The sequence below is a fragment of the Olivibacter sp. CPCC 100613 genome (genome assembly GCF_036959255.1).
Lineage (GTDB): Bacteria > Bacteroidota > Bacteroidia > Sphingobacteriales > Sphingobacteriaceae > Olivibacter.
The window spans coordinates 140,194-164,155 of sequence record NZ_JAWMTI010000004.1 but is presented as its reverse complement, the minus strand read 5'-3'; the positions used below and the strand labels follow the sequence as shown (position 1 = coordinate 164,155).

The following is a 23,962-nucleotide window of genomic DNA, read 5'->3' as shown; positions in this document are numbered from 1 at the left end:
TACAACCTGACTATACTTTTGGAAAGTCCCGGAAATCCGGGATTTTCTATCATAATTTTTAAGCGTATTTTTGTTGATAATTTGATTTTATTCGCTGCTATAGAAAAACCACAGACCCTACTCCTTTTAAAAAGACATTCCGTAAACCCAAGTTTAGGGCCTACGTAAAAAAAATCCTTAGCACACCGCCCTCTTTTTTACTATGTCGTCCGGGGGCGGTAAGGCTGAGGAGTCGAAGGTGTTAACCTATATGCTACTCCAGGCCAGCCTCCGCCAACAAGATAAGCAATGCATTTTGGATACCCACTTGCCCATTGCTGTTCACGAACCATTCTCCCAGCGAGTGCGCGCCGCCAGCCGCACCCCCACTGCCAATAGTAATAGAGGGAATCTTTAAAGACAGCGGCACATTGGCATTGGTTGAACTGGCACCAAGTTTTGGCTTTTGCCCGCTTCGTTGAATAATGGACATCATACGCTGTGTAAGCGGCTGCGTTAATTCACTTGTGCCCGATGGTCGATCCCCCATCATCTTGACTTCTAACGTTAGGTCCTTCCCGAACTTTTTTGTGCTATTTACTTCTTTCAATGCCTTTTGTAAAGCCGTTTGAAGATAATCATCTACTTTTTGTAAACGTTCATCACTTTCCGAACGCATATCTACTTCCATCCAAGCTTCGAAAGGAATAGAATTAACGGACGTCCCTCCACCAATCACACTCACACTGTAAGTAGTTTTCGGTCCTGGTTGGGCAATATAGGCATCCGCATCCTCACTCCAATAGGCAATGGCCTTACCAAGAGCTACATGGGTATTCACCATGCCAAAGCTGCCGTAGGAATGTCCACCGTCACTTTTATAACGAATATGGTATCGATGGGAGCCAACGCCCCTATTTACAATGCGATCTGTAGATGTACCGTCAAGTGCTATATGTGTGTCGATCTTTAACCCATCTTTTCCAAATAATCGCTTCATTCCACGCAAGTCTCCTTGTCCTTCCTCTCCAACCGTCCCCGCGATAAGCACATCAGCACTCGTTTGAATGTTCGCTTTATTCATGGCTTTCAGCAGCGTCAACAATACGGCTAAAGCTCTTGTATCATCTCCGATTCCAGGTGCAGCTAAAGTATCTCCACGTGTCACAACTTTTACATCCGTTCCTTCAGGAAAAACCGTATCCAAATGACCTTCTATCAGAATCGTTCTCTTTCCGTTGGTTCCATTCCGTTTGGCAATAACATTGCCTTCTGCATCTACCCAAACAGAGTCGGCCCCTGCGGCCTTCAACATTTTTGCAAATTTCTCGCCTCTTAATTTTTCCTTAAATGGAGGCGCTGGTATTTCCGTTAATAAAATATGGTTCGATTTCGTCTCAGGCTCTAAGGAGTTAATGCACTCAAAAGCTTGTTTAACTTTTTTATTATCTACTAATTTAGCGATTTCTTTAACATACTTTTCCTGTGCGAGGCTATCAATAGGCTTCTCTTGTTTGGCCTTTCCAAGGGATATGCTCCATGTAAATAGTGAAGCAACGAGAAAGACCTTCCACACATTCTTTGTCAGGTTCATATTAAGGTTGATCTAAGGTTAATGAATAAAACGTTCAAAAAATTCGTATGTCCGCAGCATTTGATCGATCCGTTGCCGATTATCACCGCTGCGTGTAATTTCGTGTGTAGCGCCGGGATGCCTCACATATTCCACAGGCCTCCCCAATACTTTCAGACTCTTATATAACATTTCGCTCTGTATGACGCCAGTACGTAAGTCATTCTCGCCATGAAAAATAATATAAGGTGTTTTTATATTTGACACATAATTAATAGGGGATTCCCGTTCAATAATCGCCAATGTTTTCTCTTCCCAAGGATATCCACCAAAATAATTAGGTACCAATCGCCAGGCATTCCCTTCACCAAAAAACGTCTTAAGGTCATAGACACCGCGCTGACTACATGCAGCTTTAAAGCGTTGGTCATGCCCAATAATCCAGCTCACTAAATAACCGGCATATGATCCGCCCGTAAGGACCAGTCGACTGGTATCAGCCCATCCTTCCGCCACCGTTCTATCGAGTGCCTCCAAAACGTCGCTTGCAGGCCCCTTTCCCCAGTTATCCATATTTGCGCGTAGAAAATTTTCCCCATAACCTCCCGATCCTCTAGGATTACAGTAAACAACACCATAACCCCTTGCACAGAAAAATTGATATTCATGCCACATGCTACTTTCACCAGGTCCCCACATTGCACTGGGCCCACCGTGTATTTCCAACAATAAAGGGTACTTTTTACCCTTTTGAAAACCTAAGGGCTTCATCACCCAATATTCTATATCCATGCCTTCCTCGTTTTTGAAAACATGTTTTTCAGGCAAACTTAGTTCTTTTCCCTGTAGCCAACTGCTATTGAAAATACTGATAACTTTGGCTTGCTTCATATCCATATCGGCCATCTCTAATTCACTGGGATTCTCTACGCTCGTCTTAGCGTAAATCAAGTTTTTTTCACCAATCACGTAATCCTCGACACCCATATTTTCTGTCGACAACTTTTCTAACTTCGCACCACGCAAAGAAAACCGAAAAAGAGGGACACCTCCATTACACTGGGCAGTAAAATAAACCTGATCTTCGCTCGATACCCATTTAAAATTATCCATATTTCTATCCAAATCGATTGAATGCAAATCTTCAATCTTCAGGAGATCCATTAAACGTATTTTGGGCACTTTAGGGCTAGCAATATTCGATTCACTGTATATCAAGTATTTTCCCGAAGGAGATACCGAGCCAATTCTATAAGAATGCTCTTTTTCTCCCAGTAGTTTTTGTTTGGCCTGATCAAGTAGGTTTATTTTATAGATCGCACTTTCCAATACACGATCCGGAAATATGGTATCGCTAAGCTTAGCGTTTGCGACTACTTCGTTATCATTATAAAAATACGGATCACTATAGCTATTGAAGCCGGTGGTTATCGGTTTCGGCTTTGCTGATAGAACACTGTCCAAAACATCAACCACAAATAGATGCGTGAAATGCATTTCTCCTGACGCGGAAGCCTCCCCTTGAAATTGCACTTTGTTAATTACCTTCGCTTTATGCACTCGCTCATTTTGTGCTAAATAGGCTCTGATTTCGGCAAGATTTCCGTTTGGATTCCCTTTCTCCTCTGGCTTTCCGAGGTATGTATTATCGGTGAAACCAGGTTTTTCACTCAGCCATAAAGGTAACTGCTTGGTCGGGTTTAATAAGGAGTCCTGTATCAATTCATCCATTTTTATCGTTGCACTAAAAACGATCTTATTACCGCTTGGGCTCCATTTCGGGCCGCTAACTCCATATTTAAAATCGGTAAGTTGCATCGGCTCGCCTCCAGACAAAGACATCACGAATAATTGCGGCTTGCCTTTTACAGCCCTTACAAAGAGAATATCTTTACCGTCCGGACTAAAAGAAGGATGGCTGGGATTCTCTTCGCTATAAGTAAGTTGTTTTAATGCGTATTGCTGCTCTTTACTAGCTATCCATAACTGATTATCATACGTGTAATCACTGGCATCGTCATCTCTTACCTTAATTTTTTGGACATTAAATAAAATACGCTTTTTATCCAGTGAAATATCAAGCTGATTAATACGCTGTATTTGAAGCATATCTGTTACTTGAATACTTGCACTCCGTTCTTGGGCAAGAGTCGTAAAGCAAATAAAAACCGAAATCTTGAAGAAAAGTACTTTTTTTATCATAAAAAGAATCAATTATATCAGGAAAGTAAACAAAAAAGATAAAAAACACAGACATGTACCTTGTTTTTTACAAATTTGAAGTTGATTTTTTCATCCGCCTATTGATAATTTAAATCTTTTCTAAATTTATTTTATTATGCAAGCATAATAAATAGTTTTACGTAACTTCGTAAAAAACCCATATTATTATGATAAGCCAAATCATCTTTGCGCTCATTTTATTATCGGCAATAACTTTGGTAGCCTATAACGGACGCAAGATTATTCGAAATATAAAGCTGGGGAAGCCTATAGACAGAAGTGATCAACTAAGCATTCGGTTAAGAACCATGCTTCGCGTCGCCTTTGGTCAAAGCAAAATGACAAAACGTCCTGTAGCCTTTATCCTACATCTATTTGTTTACCTAGGCTTCGTTATTATTAATATCGAGATGTTGGAGATTGTTATCGATGGCTTGGCAGGCACCCATCGCGTATTTGCTACATTAGGTGGTTTTTATAATTTCCTTATTGCCAGCTTCGAATGGCTAGCCCTTTCTGTATTGATTGGCTGCGTGATATTCCTTATTCGAAGAAATATTATACACGTTAAACGTTTCTTTGGTGTGGAGATGACGACCTGGCCAAAAACGGATGCCAATTTGATTTTACTAGCGGAAATAGCATTGATGACGGCCTTTCTATTGATGAATGCTGCAGATTATAAATCGCAAATACAACATCAAACCGCTGCTGTCATCGGTTCTTTTCCAATCAGCAGTCTATTGTTCCCCTTATTGCCGCAAGATGCGGATTCATTACATATCATTGAACGCTTTTGTTGGTGGTTTCATATTGTAGGTGTTTTGATTTTCTTGAATTATCTTCCTTATTCCAAACATCTGCATATCATCATGGCCTTTCCTAACACCTATTTTTCTAATCTGAAACCGAAAGGCCAATTCACCAATATGGACACTGTAACACAAGAAGTCAAGGCAATGCTTGACCCATCTTATACACCACCGGTTAGTGATCAACCCATTCGATTTGGCGTGAAAGACATCATGGATTTAAACTGGAAAAATTTACTAGACGCATATACCTGTACAGAATGCGGCCGCTGCACTGCCGTATGTCCCGCAAACATAACGGGAAAATTACTCTCACCTAGAAAAATCATGATGGATACCCGCGATCGTATGGTAGAGGTTGGAAATTTAATCGATAAAAACGGAACCTTTACAGACGACGGGAACTCCTTGTTAGACAATTACATTACGAGAGAGGAACTCTGGGCCTGTACCAGCTGCAATGCCTGTACAGAAGCATGCCCTGTTAACATCAATCCATTGGAAATTATTGTTGATATGAGACGATATATTGTCATGGAAGAATCACAAGCTCCATCAAGCCTAAATATGATGTTTGGCAATGTAGAGAATAACGGAGCCCCTTGGAAATATGCACAAGCAGACCGCGCGAATTGGAGGGAAGGGATTTAGTCGTTGATCATGCGTTGCCTTCGGCAAAACAATGACAATGAGGAACTATTTTTTAATACAAAAACCGAGAAAATGAACGGAAAAACATTATATATCCCCACAATGGCCGAAATGTCAGCAAAAAGTGAGCATCCTGAAATATTGTTTTGGGTAGGTTGTGCGGGCAGTTTTGATGAGCGCGCGCAAAGGGTCACGCGCGATATCTGCAAAATCTTACATCATGTTGGTTTAACATTTGCCATACTAGGCCCCGAAGAGGGCTGTACGGGAGATCCCGCTAAACGCGCCGGAAATGAATTTCTCTTTCAGATGCAAGCACAAATGAATATTCAGACATTAAATACCTACGAAATAAAAAAAATTGTTACTGCTTGCCCGCATTGCTTCAACACCTTAAAAAATGAATACCCTATATTAGGGGGACAGTATGAGGTTATTCATCACAGCCAGTTAATTCAACAGCTCATTGATGAAGGAAAGCTCAAACAAACAGATGGAGCACCTTTTAAAGGTAAACGCATCACTTTTCACGATCCTTGCTATTTAGGACGAGGAAATAAAGTATATGAAGCACCTCGACGGGCTTTGGAAGTATTGGACGCGCAGCTTATAGAAATGAAAAGATGCAAGAGCAATGGCTTATGTTGCGGGGCCGGCGGCGCACAAATGTTCAAAGAACCTGAAAAAGGGAAGAAGGATATTAATATGGAGCGGATAGATGAAGCCTTGCAAATGAATCCAGCGATCATAGCCGCAGCATGTCCCTTCTGTATGACAATGCTTAAAGATGGTGTAAAAAATTACGATAAGGAACAGGAAGTGCAAGTATTGGATATAGCAGAAATAACTGCCAGAGCGAACGGACTATAAGCTGTCAGCAATAGCTATTAGTATTTCATTTCAAAGACTAATAGCTATCGCCAAAAGCTAAAAAGCTACTTCAATATAATCACTTCTACTCGTCTATTCTTCTGCCTTCCTTCCGCAGTACTATTGGTAGCAATCGGTTTGCTTTTACCGTAACCTTTTGTTTTAATATTGCTTTCGTTAAGTCCTAAAGAGACTGCATAATTCATAACGGAGGTTGCTCTTTTTTCTGACAACCATTGATTATAATCTGCCTCACCAGTTGAATCTGTATGGCCGTTGATCTGAATCTGAGCGTTCGGATAATTCTTATTAACGTAAGCCACCATGTTCTTCATCGTTACTTTCGCCTTCTCCGACAGGTAGGAAGAGTTTGTAGCAAACAATACATCTGATTCAAAAGTAAGAACCACTCCCTGGTCTGTCCTAGAAACGGTACCGCCTTCAATATGATCCGTGGCCTCCGTATTAACTACCTCGGCACCATCGTTCACAATCAGCTTCTTACTTTTGCAACTTACGAAAAATGTAGCTGCACCCAATGTGATAATAAAAGCAATTTTGTTAATTTTCATCGATATTTAGTTGTTTTAGCAATGATGACTAAACAGAAGTATAAGGCTTAACAGCTCGCGCCAATACCTCTCTAATTATTTACTCTTTGTTTGACGAAGCTTTCTAAACGCGATCGCGTCGAGTCGTTTCAATTCCAGTCTAACAAACGGTAAAATAACTCAAAAGAAGCATGAAAAACAAACTTTTCAATAAAACTAAACCAAATATCGAATTACCAAACAAAAGTTGCTGCAGATCCCCCCGGTAAATTAACTGGCGCATATCGCCCGGCCTCTTCGATCGTAAAAGTTTGCGCTCCGGATTCGGTATTTACAACAATTAAAACCTTATTGCCTTGTGGTGTGAGGAAGGCTACGTTGGGTAAACCATCAATCAATGCAGAAGCAATGCGTTTAGAGCCGGTGGGAACAAATTTAGAAGCATGTCCTATAATATAATAAGCAACATTCCGGGTCACCCTATTTCCATCGATTGTTAAAGCCCCTAAACAACTTGTACAACCTCCGTCCGGTGTATGTGGATTATAGGACGCGTCTGCAGCCAAGTTCCATTCAAGAACATTTCGACTCCAATTTCGAGTAGCGCCAATAATAAGGGTAGACACATGCCATTTTAAATCTTCAGAAAAGTTGCCGGGTCCCCCTACCCATTGTTCGGTGAAGTAAAGGTTTTTATCAGGGAAGGCATCATGCACTTTTGATAAAGCCTCGATTTGACCACCGTACAAATGAAATGCGGCACCATCTACGTATTTTGACGCTTCTTTATCTGCATAAATCTCCATCGGATAGTCTGGTCGATCTGCATTATGATCATAAACGATTATTTTGGTTTTTATTCCGGCAGCTTTAAATGCAGGTCCCAAAGCTGTTTTAATGAAAAAGGCTTGGTCTTTCGCCTCCATATACATACTGGGTGTATTACCTGGGTGCAAAGGCTCATTTTGAATGGTAATTGCATCCAGGGTAATGCCTTCATCTTTCATCGCCTCGATATACTTAACAAAGTACCGTGCATAATTCGAATAATATTCTTTTTTCAAGCTACCTCCCTTAAATACCCCATTTGTCTTCATCCAAGTGGGCGCCGTCCAGGGCGATCCCAAGATCTTAAGATCTGGATTGATAGCCAGTATCTTCTTCAGAATCGGAATAAGGGTTTTCTTTTCTTGGGCGATCGAGAAATGTTCCAAATTAGGATCGGTTTGACCTGAAGGCATTTCGTCATAAGTAAAGGTTCCGGCGCTTAAATCAGAAGCTCCAATACTGATACGTAAGTAATTTAATCGAATCGACTGTTCTTTATCAGCAAATAGCTCCTCCAACAAGCTATCTTGCTTTGCAGTTGGCAAAGCAGCAATGAGATCAGCACTCCCTCCCGTTAGCGTATATCCAAACCCATCGATCTCCTGGAATGATTTGGAGGGATTTACAGTGATATTTTGTGCGGCTTTACTCCCTTTAAAAGAGAAAGATGATTTTTGCAATAAAGCAGAACGATCTCCTTTGGTTAAATAATAGGCGATTTCATCATTCGCTTTGTTTTCGTCGCTATTTTTTTGATTCGTATCGTTGGATGCATGCTGCTTACATGAACAGAAGACAGCCAAAATCAATAGTCCTGTATATAATTTTCTAAACTGCATTTTCTTCATATTAATATCCCGGGTTTTGTGTCAACTGTGCATTTCGATCCAATTCCTGTTGAGGAATCGGCAACACCAATTTATCAGCTGTCATATTATAATCTACACGTTGATTCGTACGCAAATCCACTTCGTTTAGTTCATTCATAACCGCTACCGTGGTACCTACACGTTTTAAATCATCCCATCTTTGCGCTTCTTGGCAAAGCTCCAATCTTCTTTCTTTCAGAATGGCAGCCCGGAGATCGGTCTGATTAGCAGCTTGGGACGGGCTGATCTTCGCTCTTTGCCGAATTTGATTTAAAGACTCCCTCGCTTCGGCTATTCTACCTAATTCATTTAATGCCTCCGCTTTAAGCAGTATGATATCACCTAACCGGATTATATATTGTCTATTAGAGCTGGCCCAACCACTGGCATTTTTCCATTTGTATGCAAAGGGAACCTCGCTGCCCGATTGATTTCCCCAGAACTCGTCCAACCAACTAACTTTTTCGAACAGGATACTACTGTTTTTCCGGATCACATCTGCTTCACTATCGAACGCGTTCACTAAATCGTGCGAAGGTGTTACAAACTTCCGCCACGTATCTCCACTTAATGATGGGGGTAATAGCATTTGCGGACCAAAATTACCTTCAGGTGCTCCAACATATTGCACCTCCATAATAGACTCTGCATTATTGTAATGCGCACCATCGAATAATTCTGAAAAATTTTCCAACAAACGATAATTAGCGGGGCTATTAATGACAGCATCGCAATACGATAATACCCGATTATAATCGCGATCTGGTCTTTGCGCATGTACTTTTGCAAGTAATGCATTAGCAGCCCCTTTGGTAGCGCGTGATTTATTAATGCCGCTTTCCTCTGAAAAAGAATCCGGCAATAGAGATTCCGCTTGCTCTAGATCGGCTATGATTTGATCATATACTTGAACTTCGGTCGACTTGGGGATAATATACTCTTCTGTTTTACTTGCCTCCACGGGTACTAAGATCAAGGGTACACCTCCAAAAAGTTTCACTAAATTAAAATAATGAAAGGCTCTTAGAAAATAGGCCTCTCCCAAAATTTCGTTTCTTCTTCCATTTTCATCCAGTTGCGGATCTGCAATAGCGGGCACCTTTTCCAATACGGTGTTTGCTCTTGCGATCCCACCATATATTTGCCCCCAATTAGTAAACAAACGAGCATTAGTAGGGACAATCTGCAATTTATCAACTGCAAAAATCTCCGGGTTATCTCCTCCTGCATAATAATTATCGGATAGCACATCACTGAATATCACATTATCCCAAACATAATATTCCTGTTGTAAAGCATCGTATGCTCCTGTCAATGCGGCTTCCGCTTCCTTTGCTGTAGTATAAGCGTTTTCATTGGTAGCCTCGGAAATCGGTGTCAAATCGGTAAATTTATTGCAGGAAACCATGGTTGTGGCAAAAAGGACTATTGCCATCCCTGTTATTATATATCGTGCTGTCATTTGAATTATTTTTAAAATGAAACATTCAATCCAAAGATTACGTTCCGCGTTTGCGGATAAGTACCGTAATCAATTCCAACGAACGTGTTTTTATTTTGCGTAGCGTCATTGGTATTGGTGAACGCGTTCACCTCAGGATCAAAGCCTTTATAATTTGTAATTGTAAATAAGTTTTCACCGGTTACATAAACTTTTACATTACTGAGTTTTAACTTACTCAACAATGTCTCCGGCAGCTTATAACTTAATGTGGCAGATTTAACACGCAAATAGGAACCATTTTCAACAAAACGGGTAGAATTTCGTGAATTGTTGGTATTATCCGGTACGGCTCGGGGCACGTCGGTAATTTGACCTGGACTGGTCCAGCGATCGAGCACAGCCGCGGTCTGGTTCTTTGCATCAATCATTCCTTCAGTTTCTACCCGGGTACCATTATAAATATCATTGCCCTGGCTTCCTTGTAGAAAAATGCTTAAACCAACGTCTTTATAATTAAAGCTATTTGTGAGTCCATAAATAAAATCAGGATTGGGGTTCCCAATGATTCGGCGATCATCCGGTGATGGCTCGTTAGAACTCGTTCCGTCATTTCTTAGGTACAACGCGTCACCTGTCTGTGAATCTACACCGGTGAAGACATAGCCATAAAACATCCCGATGGGATTACCCACCGTCGTATAACTTAAATCACCCCTACCTGAAATGTTGGCACCAAAAATAGTAGTACCCGCCAAATCGGTGACTTTATTACGATTGAAAGAGATATTTAAGTCCGTTTCCCATTTAAATTCACCTGTCAAGTTCCGCGAATTCACCTGAAATTCCAACCCTTTGTTTTCTAATGCACCTGCATTTTGCAAAACATAATCAAAACCTGTTGCACGAGGTACCGGAACATTGAGCAATAGATCGCTTGTCTTTTTTAGGTAGGCATCCACACTAAAATTCAGACGAGCATGAAAGACACTTAAATCAAGACCAATATTGGTTTGCTTTGTCTCCTCCCATTTTAGATTATCATTTTGCAAAGTTGATGGCCTGGTTCCTGGAGATATAATACCTCCGAAAGGATAATTGGCATCACTGACCACACGACCCCAGTAAGCATACTCGCCTACATTATCGTTCCCAACAATTCCCCAACCGGCACGTAACTTCAGATCATCTAACCACGCAACTTCGCTCAGAAAATTTTCTTTTGATAAGCGCCATCCGGCCGAGAAGGATGGAAAATATCCCCATTTATTTTCTGAGCCAAAATTGGAACTGTTATCTGCCCGGAAATTGGCTGTAAATAAATATTTACCGTCGAAATCGTAGTTTACACGACCAATAATGGAAACGTTCGCTTTTTCCCGTTTTGCTACATTGGCGATTCGTATCACCGACCCCGCATTAGGTGTGGTGATCGAAGTACCGGAAAAACCCGTGCGCTCGGTTTCGCTATTTTCCCATTGGGTTTTCTGTGCCACCATGCCAAACAAGGCGCCAAAGTTATGCTTTTCGATCTGTTTGTTGTAGGTCAAGGTATTGTCTGCAATCCAATAGTTCCGCTGATCTGTGTTATAACGACCAATCCCTTCTTGGGCACGGCCATAACTCGTACGAATCGGATCTAGGAAATACTCGTAAACGCCATTGCCCGCATCGATACCAAAATTACTCCGAAATTTCAGCCCTGGCAGAAAGGTAATTTCAGCATAGGCATTCCCGATCACACGCTGATTTCTATAACCCCGCTCGGAACCATCGGTAAAAGCAATTGGATTTTCCCAATCTTGGAAGGGGTTGCTGGTAAATGTGCCGTTCGGATTATAGATTCCAATATTGGGTGGAGTAGATAGAATCCCCATGATAACGCCACCTTGATTGACTGCTTGGTTGTCGGCCACATCAACGTCATGGTAACGGGTGTAGCCGAGGTTCGTTCCTAAAGTCAACCAGCTATTCACCTCTTGTTGTAGGTTTACCTTAAAATTGTAACGATCCATTTCGGAACTTCGAACGGCACCTTTTTGCTTCATCCAGCCTCCGGAAATGTAATAAGTTGTATTATTACTTTTTCCCGAAAATGCCAGTTGATAATTCTGCGATGCTCCTTGTTGAAAAACTTCATCTTGCCAATTGGTGTTGGCTGTATATCGATCCCAATCGGTATTCCTTCCCAATTCGGTCATCAATTCACGATATTGGCCTGCGTTTAACACATCCAATTTACGCCATACGGAAGAAAAACCTACATAAGCATTTAAGTCAACACGCGTTTTTCCTTCCTTTCCCTGTTTCGTGGTAATCAACACGACACCATTTGCTCCTTGCGCGCCATAAATAGCCGCAGAAGCAGCATCTTTCAAGATAGACAGGCTCTCGATATCTGCCGGATTAATCGAGCGGGTATCTGCAATAGGTACTCCGTCCACTACATATAAGGGCTCACTGCTCGAGGTAATGGAACTCGTTCCCCTGATTCGAATATTTAGCCCTGCATTCGGTTTACCTCCCGGTGAAGATACCTGCACCCCCGCTGTTTTACCTTGCAGTATGTTTCCAAACTGCGTATTGGGTCTCGACTCGAAAGCTTCTTGTGAAACAACGCCTACCGCGCCCGTAATATCGCCTTTACGTTGTGTTCCGTAACCGACTACAACCACTTCATCCAGTTCTTGGTTTGAAGGTAGCAAGGTAACTTCCAGTGTGCGCTGCCCCGCAACGGGCTCTTCTTTCAGCTGATAGCCGATGTAAGAGAAGGTTAATATCGCATTACCGGTAGTTGTAAGGCTGAATTGCCCATTTCCATCCGTGGTGGTACCACTCGTTCCACCCTTAACCCTAACCGAAACACCTGGCAGGGCATTCCCTGACACATCCCTCACAACACCTTGTAATGTGGCTTCCTGCGCATAGCTGGAGATGTAGGCAAAAAACAGGGAAATCATTAGTAAAAACTTCCTCAACATAGTTTAATAAGATTGGTATAATTAAAATTGTTTATTGTTAGCTGGCGATCTATGCCGAGACAAATATAGATAGGAAAATAGTGAAAAAACAAATGTTTTATTACGTAATATGTTGATAATTAGATTATTACAAAACAATTGATACGTTTCAATACCGAAATATAAATTGATTAGCAAAAGCTGTGTTTCAGCACCTTGATGATTAAATACATATATGTGTAACATATACACTATGATACGCTTGAGTACCGTTATCTTTTTTTGATTTTATTACAATAATATCCACCATACCCGAAACCCGAATTCGATTATTTTTATACGATGGAGCCTGACCACTACAAGATGTTCTGGGCAGAAAATAATAATCAAATTCAGTTTAGAAGAGTAATTCACTCCACCCTTTCTCGTTCGATTTCCGGAAAGAGAACTTCTTATCTTCTATTTGTTGCTTGATCTTTTTACTATATGCCCAACAAGTACTCTGCCTTATCGATAAGATGTCGGATAACTTATGTGAAGATATTTTTCCTTTGGTGGAATAGATGAGATAAATAAGATAGAAAGATTTGTTAATGGGTATACGTACGTTCTGCAATAAAGTATGGGCGGTAGCAGATTCCTCATATCCACAACTTGAGCAACGTCTACTGTAAGGTAAATGTCCTGGATAGTAGCTGTTGCTATTACATTTCTTACATTGATACCCTTCTTTCCATTTGAGCTCGGCCAAAAATTTCAAACAGCTTTCCTGATCGGGGTATAGCTTGCTGAATTCATCAAAACGAACATCGGTAGACAATACGCGAGCACGGGTAACCTGTTGAACATTTTCTTTTAATTCTTCATTATCTTTATTAAGCAGGGCATTGATGCGGGCTATCTCATCTCGCTGCTCTTGAAGTGTTCGATTCGCCGTGAAGAGTGCCTCATTTTGTTGCGCAATAATGGTAGATTTTTCGACGAGCTCTTTGGTGCGCACTTTTACTTTCGCTTCAAGCGCTCGATTGATATTGTCTTTCAGTTCCTGATTAATCTTCATTTGCTTGATGGTACGCTGTTGTGCCCGATCGCGACTGTATTTAAGCACACGTACACGATCACCGATTGCTAAAGAGAGGAAGGTCATTTCCATGATAAAACAGAAACTTAAGATATAATAGGAGAGGATTCCGAAATTCAACCAAGTAAATCCTAACATAATGAGAAACTTTACGAGGTAACCAAAGAATAGGAAACCATAACCTATGACAAAATAGCGAGCGGGCCGATAACCTGTTAACCATATATAGATTCCTGAGCCAAATGCCACAAAAAGCGGGATTGCTTCCAGGAATTTATAATTGAAAAGACTTTTATCCAAGAGTAAACAATAGGCAAAAAACAGTAATCGAAGGGCGATTATAATGGAGATAAAAAAATGTAAACGAGGCGCTTTTCTATGTAGTAACAACAAGCGCTGTGTAAACAACAGGGCAAATATACTCATCAAGCATAAAACAACGCCAAAGGCGAACTGATTCCAACTAGACGAATTTGGCCATAAATAATGGTAAGCAATACCATCTGTGCACATTTCAAAGAGCCCAACACATATTAGGTAACAGACATAGTATAGATAGGCTCGTTGTTTGACGGCAAAAAGCATCACCATGTTGTAAAAACAAAATATGACGATCATGCCATAGAAAATGCCAAAGCTGAAATACTCACCCAAGGCATAACCGACAAAATAGTCAATGGAACGGAGAACGATGATAATATCCGCTAATTGGGACGATTTGATACGGAAATAATAGGCGTGGGTTCCTTGTAATTCATCGTACAAGGGGACAACAAAATTCTTGTGTTTAAAGGGGCGAGCGGAGAAATTCGATTGATCGCCCAATATGATCTGTGCATATTCGCCATTCTTGGTCGGTATATACGCGTCAATATGATCGATAGTTTGATCAAAAAACTCCAAAACGAATAACTTCCGCTGTGTATCCTGGTGATCGATTCGTAATTTATACCAATAATATTGATTAATCTGTGTATTCTGTGGTGTACTGGCCCGATTCGTTGAAAAAGACGAGGATCTATCTAAACGGCGAATTTGATTGAATGTTAACCGCCCCGTTGTATCTATCAAGGATCCCAGCTCTGCGAAAGTGAACATATGTTCGCGCAAACTATCCTTCAGCATGACGGTTTGCTGTGCCTGCATAACAGATGAATCAAGGAGGAAGCCTATAAAAAGAATCAGGTTGACAAAAAACGCCGATCGATTAAACATAAACAAAGATAGAACTTCTTAGAACCTGTTTAAATTTGTATTATAAAATTTGTTGTAGGCTATTTTTGAGTGAACCAGGGCAAATTTCGCAGGGACAGCAGGAAGCTGATCCCGATAAATTTAACGCAGGTGCAGCCAAAAAGAGGCATAAGAAAATAATTAGATAAATTTTAAACAGGCTCTTAAACACCGTTTAACAAACCTATTGTTCAATCGACTGTTGTAATATGTAGTAATTTAGAAAACAGTTATGAACAGGGACAAACCGAACATGAAGAAAAACGAAAAGATTCAAAATGATCAAGCCGATAGGGGGAATATTGCGAATCTGCGTTATAACGAAAAGGAAGATAGTTTTGAATATGATATCGATCCCGATACAAAGGATTATCCTGATGAAGAAAGAGCCTATCAGCATGAAGACCCCTATGACACAGCAGCACGACAAGGTGAAGACGATAATTCAGATTGGGATGAAGCGAATCAATATGTAGGGGATGAATACGATCCGAATAAATCGCTGGAAACCGATGCTGAAAATCTAGGAATGCATATCGACAATGGAAAGATCACCCGCTTAAATAAAAAAGATAAAAAATTAGCGGAAACACCGGAAGATGAAAGAGACGATCTAGACGAGGAGGGTTATCCGAAGCGGGATTAGTTCTTGATTTGACTATTGACAATAGAATGGCTGGCTTCTAAAATTGCTACTCGATAAGCTTAATCGAACCCTAAATTAAACTCTTGTCTCAGTTTATCTACCAGCGGATTTTTCGCAAGCATCGCCTGGTACTTCTCTTGATTGGTATAGGGTTTACGAATCACATTAGATTCCGCTTGTACAGGAATAAGATCGATTGCAAAGTTTTTCAATTTGACACGCAATTCGTTCAGAATATCAATTTTAGATATTGATAATAAATTTTCCTGAATAGCATTCTCCACCATGATCTCCACTTTAAAATCGTCGCGGAGTTTTGGCGGATTCGCAGTCATTAAGGTGAAAAGGGTAATTTTGCTTTCGGCCTTTGCTTTATCTGCAAGGGCATGCCAAATCTTTAGAAAATCTTCATAGGTGAAGTGCTGCTGATCTGATCCCATAATATATTCAGGATCGGCATCGGGGTCAACCTCCTTTTTATCTTTGAAGACATCACTCAAACTGGGGACTGACGAAGAGAGCTTCATATCTTTAAAGCTCGGGATTTTCAATTTCCCCGACGTACGAGTTTCCTGCGACTCAGGAGGGATATTCGACTCCACTACTGTTTGTACTTGTGCTTGCTTTATCGTCTCCTTCGGTTTCGTTTCGGCCACTGAAGAAGCATTTTCCAAAGCGTTCGCTACGAATGTATCAGGTTTTTTTTTTACCGACTCGGGTCGGTTATTCATTTCTATCGGCTGTTTGTTAACCTGAATGGCTGATCGGACGTGGCACATTTTTAATAAGGCAAGCTCTACCTGAAGGCGCTGATTTTTACTTGTTCGATAGTTAATTTCGCATTGATTAGCTATATTTAGGGTAGAGAGTAAAAGACCTACTTCAGTTTGCTGCGCTTGCTCTATGTAACGCTGGCGAATATTTTCACTCACCTCCAACAGCTTAAGTGTTGCGCTATCTTTACCTACCAATAAATTTCTAAAGTGTGATGCTAATCCCGAAATGAAATGACTACCATCAAAGCCATTGGAAAGCACTTCATCAAATACCAATAATGCGTTCACTGCATCTTCAGCAAGAATAGCATCCGTTAGCTTAAAGTAATAATCGTAATCTAAAATATTTAAATTATCGATAACAGCCTGATAACTAACATTTTTATTGGAAAAACTTACAATCTGATCGAACATGGATAAAGCATCTCGAAGCCCCCCATCTGCTTTCTGCGCGATCAAGTGCAAACCATCCTGATCGTAAGTAACCTCTTCTTTATTGGCTATGTTCGCTAAATGACCGGCAATATGCTCAACTTTGATCCGATTGAAATCAAAAATCTGACACCGCGATAAAATCGTTGGTAATATCTTATGTTTCTCGGTGGTCGCCAAAATAAAAATAGCATACGACGGTGGCTCCTCCAATGTTTTCAGAAACGCGTTGAAGGCTTGTGTCGAAAGCATGTGCACCTCATCAATGATGTAAATTTTATACTTACCTGTCTGGGGAGGGATCCGCACCTGCTCAATAAGACTTCTGATATCATCAACAGAGTTGTTAGAGGCAGCGTCCAATTCGTGAATACTAAAAGAATTACCATGCTGGAATGATTTACAGGAATCGCAGTTTCCGCAAGCTTCTACCTCAGGACTTAATTGCTGGCAATTAATTGTTTTTGCTAAAATGCGGGCACAGGTAGTTTTCCCCACCCCCCTTGGACCGCAAAAAAGAAAGGCTTGTGCTAATTGACTATTCTTAATGGCGTTCTTAAGCGTTCCGGTAATGTGTTGCTGCCCAACGACCGTTTCAAAGGTTGAAGGCCGATACTTACGCGCAGAAACAATAAAATTATCCATCGGCACGAAGGTACGTATTTTTGAATTAATTAGCCAATGTGGTGATTAGCTAATTGGCTAATTGACATATTGGCTAATTAATAGACGTTTGCAATTATAAAAACATATACCTATCTTTGCGCTCCGCTTTGTGCGGACAATACAAAATAATAATTTTTTAACGAAATGCAACAATACGAAACCGTAGTAATTCTTACCCCGTTGTTATCAGAAGAAGTTGCGAAAGAGGTGATTACCAAATTCAAAAACATCCTTACTGAAAACGGAGCCGAAATTATCCAAGAGGATAATTGGGGTTTGAAAAAATTAGCGTACCCTATTGAGAAAAAAACAACAGGGTTCTATCACCTAACAGAATTTAAGGCTCCAGGTGAAATAATCAGCAAGCTGGAACTTGAATACAAACGTGACGAACGTATAATGCGGTTCCTTACCATTTCTTTGGATAAGCACGCAATTGCTTACAACGAGAAAAAACGCAGCGGTGCTTTCAACAAGAAACCTGAAACTAAAACTGAGGAGGTAGCAAAATAATGGCAAAAGAGCAAATTCAATACGTTACTGCCCCTAAAGTAGAGGATAACCGTAAAAAGTACTGCCGCTTCAAAAAGAATGGTATTAAGTATATCGATTATAAAGATGCAAACTTTTTGTTGAAGTTTGTAAATGATCAAGGTAAGATCTTACCTCGCCGCCTAACAGGAACTTCTTTAAAATTCCAACGTAAAGTGGCACAGGCTGTGAAACGCGCACGCCATATTGGTTTATTACCTTATGTAACTGATTCATTAAAATAATCTGGAGGTAAGAACGACATGGAAATTATTTTAAAACAAGATATTAAGAAACTTGGCGAGAAAGATGATATCGTAACGGTAAAAAACGGTTATGGTCGTAATTACTTAATTCCTCAAGGTTTGGCAATTTTAGCTACTCCTTCAGCCAAGAAAGTACTTGCAGAAAACATTAAGCAAGCACAATTCAAGCAAGAAAAAATTAAAAAGGATGCTACTGATCTAGCCGCTAAGTTAGAGTCTGTTAAATTGACAATAGGCGCTAAGGCTGGAGAAAGCGGTAAGATATTCGGTTCGGTAAATACTATTCAAATTGCTGATGCTTTGAAAAAAGAAGGCTTTGAAGTTGACCGTCGTCGCATCACATTTGAAGTAGAGCCAAAAGAACTTGGTGAATATACTGCTAACTTAAATTTACACAAGGAAGTTAAAGTTCAAGTTCCTTTTGCAGTTGTGGCAGAATAACATTTTCTGTAAAATAAAAAAAAAGAGCCCTGCATGAAGCGGGGCTCTTTTTTTTGAGCATTTTTTTAACACCAAAAATTCCGAAATTCACTACTAACACCCTAAAAATCGAGATTGATTGACACTAAAATTCACCTGGTTATTCTGTCGGCAGTACAATATCATTCATTCGGTTTTGCGGGCTAACGATGAGTTTTTTAATTTTCCCGCCGGCCACTTTCACGTGTACGCTGGTTTGATCCGGTGCGTGTAGTTTGAATTCCACATCGACATCCATTGGCCAGGCCGGTAATACATAAATCTTATCACCAACCGTCTGCAAGAGCATTTCCTGCAAGCCAATCATACCGGTACCACCCCAATTATGATCAGGAACCCAATCAAAACCAGGTCCCCAAAAAGTGGGAAATCTACGCGGCGCGTTTTTCAACTTTAGCCTATTTAATTGCAAAGCCTCATCGGTCAAACCTAAACGAGCGGCAAATATATTATCCTGCTTCCATCCAACATGACTTCTGAATTTCCGTGCATCAGGGTCAAACCAATAAGTATTACGAGCAGTGTCTAAGCCAGGTTTTCCAATCCCATAGATTCCCCAAGGGAATACAGGATAAAGCTGCGGCGATTCGACATTGTTTATACGTTCCCAGAGCTTGGCAGGCGCCAACAGCGTATGGTTTTCTATCGTTCTAAAGTTTAAAGGAGGAATACGAGAATGCATTTCGCGCCATTCGATTTTTTTGGAAGGAGGTAGAAGGGTGTCAGGAAGCGCTAACAACCCTTCTGTAACAATCTTCAACGCCGCTACAGTGGAGTTGGCATTGTAAGCCATTTTATACGTTTCAGCAGCGGAACCAGGATAAAGTACAAGATGCCCGTTTTCGTCCAACGCTTTCCGTCCTCTTTTTTTTGCCAAATACTGATAATGTTCATCGAAAAATTGCAAACAGCTTTCTACTAAAGGTAGATATTGACGAATATTTCTATCATGATATCGATGGCTTGCCAAGATCATTTCGCAGAATTCCAATACCGTATCCCATTGATATTCCAGCCAGGCATTGTACTCCATTCCTTTATCAAAGTCAGTCGGCCGCTTCCATCCATATTCTGCAGGATTTGGCAAACCAAAGTTCTCAATCTGTTCGGTAAAGCTCGCGCCACGATGGCACCAATAGACCTGTGTTCTTAACTCCGCATTCCTTAATATCCGTTGATAAAAATCAAATGCAGGCTTCATTAAATCTCCATCTCCGCTCTTTAACAGAGGCCAATATACCAACCGTTGATTTTGAGCCGTGTGGGTACCTCCTCCCCAATTCCTAAAATCCGGCGTATAAGACATCGTCTCATCGATCCTAGAAGGATCAAAGGTAAAAAGGCCACCATTAAATTTCGTCGGATATTCCCCGAAAGCATTGCAAGCAAGCATATACCTGAATAACTGATAATTTCTACCCATCTGCCAATCAAGATCACTGGTATCCTGATTGGTTGGTTTTATGCAGACATAGCTCCGCTTCCAAAAGTTCGCCCACCATTCTCTACTTTTTTCGGCAGCTTCCTTATCCTTCTTTTCTACCGTGCGAAATAATTCTTCCTTCCAAATATCGATGGATTTCTCCTGTTTGGTATAGAGATAAATCTTGATGGACTGATTTTTTGTTGCTTTTTCGGTCGTTAACCCCCATCCTTTATAGTCCGTATCCAAATAGCTCCCAGAGGTTTCTCCTGATGGTTTCATGTGCTCGCCCGTCATCAATCCACCAAAAGTTAGATGGGATAAAGGATTAAATAACTGTTTTTTAACCCCATCTAAACCCTGCTGTTTTACAGTCACATCAAAAACGGTGCTGTCCCCATTTTGATGATAAAACAAGATCCCGTTTGGAGTTTCATAGTCAACGATATCCTTTTTGGTAACAACATCACCTGGCGGAGCCCATTTATAGGCATTCGCATTATTCTCCTTTCCCTTGGTAATCCGATCTCGATATCGCCAGTTTTCATAGGTAGCTGTTATCTGTAAAGGTTTATTCGCCGCAATGTCTACGTGCACGACCGGTGCAAACACGTCCACCCACAGTTTGATCTTTGCCGAAACCGCTTCATTCTTCGCTTCAATGTATACGGCTCCCTCCTGAAGCTTTAACTCCTGTTTAAACGCACCACCATGAAATGGATTAGGTGATAAGCGCAACCTAACGCGCCCTAATTTCAATAACGTATTGTTTTCGTCAAAGGTTCCGCTGCGCGCCATATAAAACAGTACGTCGTCCTTCTCTGTCCATACATTCAATCCCACATCCCCTCCCCCGCAAGGCATGGATTCACTCGAATTGTTACTTTGACCGTTCCATATAACATTATATGAACTTAGATCTACTTCCTGAGCAGCGGAAAACTTCCAAAGAAAAACAAGTAATATGATGGAATATATTTGCTTCATTTAATAATTTTTATTCCCTCGATAATTTATGAACGTATCTACACTACATTCACCCATACGCCTGCAGCCGCCCATCCCCAGATAGAAACAGTTGAATGCTGTTGTAAGACCATCTCATCGGTAAAAATTGCCTCCAATTTAATTTCGGCAAAGGCACCATGTTAGAACACCAGAAAAAGAATATAAAAACGAATCGTTTCATTAACCTTATTGTTTATAATTCCAACCAACAACTAATAACCAGCTACCAACAACTAATAACTAACCGGCATCCAAACAGCCATATCGGTATGTCCTCTATTACCCCAAGCGAAATAAGGGACAAAGCGAAGGCGAATCGTTTCCTTGTCGCTTTTGTCTATTTTTTTGTAAAGAACTTCTTCCCAATTTTGTTGCTGGTCAACCAGTTTAGCCTCTGCTGTTAAACAGATCGAAGGACAACCATCAATTACTTTATGCTCGGTTTGAAAATTTGTATTTAAAGGAATCGCTACATCAAAAATACTTTTATCTTTCGGTAGATCTAAAGACTCCAAACAATAAACAAGTGGTCCTCGTTTTATAGCAACTTGATTTCTATTTTCTTCAACAAGTGGGTTCGCTTGCATGAGATGGGTTTCCATAGGCATAGCCAGCGATACAACGTCTCCCTTTTTCCACTTTCGGTGGATTTTAGTATAAGTACCGGATTTCGGCACTTCCTTGATCTCCTTTCCGTTCACCTGAAGAACGACCTTGTCTGTCCAGGACGGAATACGTAAAAACAAAGAAAAGCCGTCTTTATCCGTTTCTTCCACCACAATTTTAATCGCCCCATCCCAAGGATAAGCCGTTTCCTGTCTTAACTTCACTTTGTTCCCATTTGGCAATGATGTATTTAACTCACTTCCACCATATAGGTTAACCCAAATCCCCTCCTCGGAGATATTGTAAAAATAATTGTGTACTTCAGCCAAGGTCCGCACCACATTGGGGGGACAGCAATTGGAAAGCGCAATATAAGGCACTCTATCTTTGGACCACCGTTGTTTGAAAGGTAATTTATCCGAGTATGCTAATGGATTCGTATATAGAAATCTTTCGCCATCCAAACTAATACCGGACAACACACTGTTGTAAAGTGCCAACTCTAAAATATCCGCAAATTTGGCATCGCCGGTCAGAAGCAGCATCCGCCAGTTCCAAAGCATATTCCCGATATTCGCACAAGTTTCGTTGTGCGCAGTAAAATTTGGCAATTGATAATCGCGACCATAAGCCTGATGTATTTTCTGTACTTCTTTCGGATCATACGATGTACCGTCAGGAGACACACCATCGTACAATGAGCCACAACCGCCGGTTATATACATTTTGTGCGATACAACGTCTTGCCACATTTTATCGAGCTGGTTGAACAGACTCGTATCCCCTGTTTCTGCATAAACATCGGCAACACCTGCATAAAGGTAGTTCGCACGCACAGCGTGTCCCATTACTTTCTGCTGTTGACGGAAAGGAACTCGATCTTGATTATCGTCTGTTCCGTCTTCAATCTGACCTTTTATATCGATTAAATGCTTCGCCAGGTCAAGATACCGCTTGTCGCCTAATGTACGATACATTTCCACGACGCCCATGTAATGAGAAGGACAAATCGCATTTCGCGCCAAAGTTGGTGAGGCTGATTTATAAAAACGATACAGATAGTCGGTAGCCTTCACGGCAACATCCAACAGGTTGCGCTTTCCAGTCGCCCGATAGTGTACGCAAGCGGCTGTCATCAAATGCCCTATATTATAAGCCTCAAAGCTTAAGCGATCTTCAAACTGATTTTTGACACCTGTTTTGCGTTGTTCAATCATCGATAGGGTATAGATGTAACCATCTTCTCGTTGTGATAAAGCGATTGTCTTGATCACTTCGTCCATTTTTTTATCAAGCTTGGGGTCTTTTGTAACGGCATACATACTCGCAACCGCCTCTATCATTTTGTAGTAATCGCCGTCATGAAAAGAAGGTCCACTATGACTACCCGTGTCCAAACCTGCCGCTATTTCAAAATTCTTATAAGCATGACTAATATGTTCATCGTTATAAATATTCCACAATTGCGGTACCATATGTTCCTTGCATACCTCAAATCGATTTGCCCAGAAACCTTCCGTCCAATGTACTTGGTTCATGCCTACCGGTTTTAACTTCGCATAGGGGCTGAAGGAAGTGTTTACCAAGCCGGCTTCCTGCGCTTTTAAATTAAGAGTAGCACATACTCCTAACAAAATAAGACTTTTTATAGCGTTTTTATATATCATCATACATAATTAATTGATCAAAGGCAGCTCCTCATCTCACCTGCCTGGATTACCTTCGGTGAATTCCCGTTGGTCGGTTTCGCTTTTAAAAAAAGAACGTTTTTTTTTATTCAACTTTTCTTGATAAAAGTTGAGCAAAATCAAGGCTGGTGTAGGCTACCTTGCACCTGATTGCAAAGCATCGCTGGCGCGTATTGGAGCCGTTTCACTTCCTCAATCCGCTTGGATAGTGCAATATGAGCAGACGTGCAAATGCTTTGCTGCCCGTTGCATCGGTATCCTCCAAGGCCGTTTATCCGACGCTCGGGGCCTTATGGCTGCCCGCAAAAGCTCTTCGTTCAGCTGAAATATCGCCTAGGAAGTTTGCGGCTTGCAGGTTGAAGCACTACC

Annotated in this window: 17 protein-coding genes; 7 read left to right on the top strand and 10 right to left on the bottom strand. The window is 41.0% G+C overall.

Annotated features, from left to right (window positions below):
- Window positions 1-253: 253 nt before the first annotated feature.
- Entirely contained in the window at window positions 254-1,573 is a 1,320-nt protein-coding gene (locus tag RYH73_RS14835; RefSeq protein WP_335314227.1) for a M20/M25/M40 family metallo-hydrolase, read from the bottom strand.
- 18 nt (window positions 1,574-1,591) lie between these two features.
- A complete protein-coding gene (locus tag RYH73_RS14830) occupies window positions 1,592-3,754 on the bottom strand; it encodes a S9 family peptidase (RefSeq protein WP_335314226.1) in 2,163 nt (720 codons plus the stop codon).
- Window positions 3,755-3,942: 188 nt separating this feature from the next.
- Here RYH73_RS14830 and RYH73_RS14825 point away from each other — a divergent pair, with 188 nt between their 5' ends.
- Window positions 3,943-5,238 carry a (Fe-S)-binding protein gene (locus RYH73_RS14825; protein ID WP_335314225.1) on the top strand — a complete coding sequence of 432 codons (1,296 nt, stop codon included), beginning with the start codon at window positions 3,943-3,945 and terminating at the stop codon, window positions 5,236-5,238.
- 72 nt (window positions 5,239-5,310) lie between these two features.
- The gene (locus RYH73_RS14820; protein WP_335314224.1) at window positions 5,311-6,108 is read left to right on the top strand and encodes a (Fe-S)-binding protein; all 798 of its coding nucleotides are present in this window, start codon (window positions 5,311-5,313) and stop codon (window positions 6,106-6,108) included.
- Window positions 6,109-6,173: 65 nt separating this feature from the next.
- Here the strand turns inward: RYH73_RS14820 and RYH73_RS14815 are convergent, their stop codons facing one another.
- From RYH73_RS14815 to RYH73_RS14795, 5 genes are all read right to left on the bottom strand, one after another.
- Entirely contained in the window at window positions 6,174-6,680 is a 507-nt protein-coding gene (locus RYH73_RS14815) for an OmpA family protein (RefSeq protein WP_335314223.1), read from the bottom strand.
- 212 nt (window positions 6,681-6,892) lie between these two features.
- A complete protein-coding gene (locus RYH73_RS14810) occupies window positions 6,893-8,335 on the bottom strand; it encodes a glycoside hydrolase family 30 protein (RefSeq protein WP_335314222.1) in 1,443 nt (480 codons plus the stop codon).
- A gap of 1 nt (window position 8,336) precedes the next feature.
- Window positions 8,337-9,818, bottom strand: coding sequence for a RagB/SusD family nutrient uptake outer membrane protein (locus tag RYH73_RS14805; protein ID WP_335314221.1), 1,482 nt, complete (start codon window positions 9,816-9,818; stop codon window positions 8,337-8,339).
- A gap of 11 nt (window positions 9,819-9,829) precedes the next feature.
- A complete protein-coding gene (locus RYH73_RS14800; RefSeq protein WP_335314220.1) occupies window positions 9,830-12,778 on the bottom strand; it encodes a SusC/RagA family TonB-linked outer membrane protein in 2,949 nt (982 codons plus the stop codon).
- A gap of 376 nt (window positions 12,779-13,154) precedes the next feature.
- Window positions 13,155-14,984: a 7TM diverse intracellular signaling domain-containing protein gene (locus RYH73_RS14795; protein ID WP_335314219.1), complete on the bottom strand. Its 1,830-nt coding sequence runs from the start codon at window positions 14,982-14,984 to the stop codon at window positions 13,155-13,157.
- A gap of 319 nt (window positions 14,985-15,303) precedes the next feature.
- On the opposite strand from RYH73_RS14795, the gene RYH73_RS14790 reads away from it, so the two are divergent.
- Window positions 15,304-15,717: a hypothetical protein gene (locus RYH73_RS14790; RefSeq protein ID WP_335314218.1), complete on the top strand. Its 414-nt coding sequence runs from the start codon at window positions 15,304-15,306 to the stop codon at window positions 15,715-15,717.
- A 59-nt stretch (window positions 15,718-15,776) separates the two neighbouring features.
- On the opposite strand, the gene RYH73_RS14785 is transcribed toward RYH73_RS14790, so the two are convergent.
- Complete coding sequence (locus tag RYH73_RS14785; protein ID WP_335314217.1) at window positions 15,777-17,570, bottom strand: DNA polymerase III subunit gamma/tau; 1,794 nt, start codon at window positions 17,568-17,570, stop codon at window positions 15,777-15,779.
- A 165-nt stretch (window positions 17,571-17,735) separates the two neighbouring features.
- On the opposite strand from RYH73_RS14785, the gene rpsF reads away from it, so the two are divergent.
- From rpsF to rplI, 3 genes are read left to right on the top strand one after another with little or no spacing between them, the layout of a single operon-like run.
- The gene (gene rpsF / locus RYH73_RS14780; protein WP_335314216.1) at window positions 17,736-18,104 is read left to right on the top strand and encodes a 30S ribosomal protein S6; all 369 of its coding nucleotides are present in this window, start codon (window positions 17,736-17,738) and stop codon (window positions 18,102-18,104) included.
- On the top strand, window positions 18,104-18,367 hold the full coding sequence (gene rpsR / locus RYH73_RS14775) for a 30S ribosomal protein S18 (RefSeq protein ID WP_013665626.1): 264 nt from the start codon (window positions 18,104-18,106) through the stop codon (window positions 18,365-18,367). The genes rpsF and rpsR overlap by 1 nt, the downstream gene beginning before the upstream one ends.
- A gap of 18 nt (window positions 18,368-18,385) precedes the next feature.
- A complete protein-coding gene (rplI, locus tag RYH73_RS14770) occupies window positions 18,386-18,829 on the top strand; it encodes a 50S ribosomal protein L9 (protein ID WP_335314215.1) in 444 nt (147 codons plus the stop codon).
- A gap of 139 nt (window positions 18,830-18,968) precedes the next feature.
- On the opposite strand, the gene RYH73_RS14765 is transcribed toward rplI, so the two are convergent.
- Both RYH73_RS14765 and RYH73_RS14760 read right to left on the bottom strand, forming a co-directional pair.
- Window positions 18,969-21,278, bottom strand: coding sequence for a DUF5703 domain-containing protein (locus RYH73_RS14765; protein WP_335314214.1), 2,310 nt, complete (start codon window positions 21,276-21,278; stop codon window positions 18,969-18,971).
- A 254-nt stretch (window positions 21,279-21,532) separates the two neighbouring features.
- Window positions 21,533-23,575: an aceric acid hydrolase gene (locus RYH73_RS14760; RefSeq protein ID WP_335314213.1), complete on the bottom strand. Its 2,043-nt coding sequence runs from the start codon at window positions 23,573-23,575 to the stop codon at window positions 21,533-21,535.
- Between the two features lie 127 nt (window positions 23,576-23,702).
- Here RYH73_RS14760 and RYH73_RS14755 point away from each other — a divergent pair, with 127 nt between their 5' ends.
- Complete coding sequence (locus tag RYH73_RS14755; RefSeq protein ID WP_335314212.1) at window positions 23,703-23,918, top strand: hypothetical protein; 216 nt, start codon at window positions 23,703-23,705, stop codon at window positions 23,916-23,918.
- Window positions 23,919-23,962 lie beyond the last annotated feature (44 nt).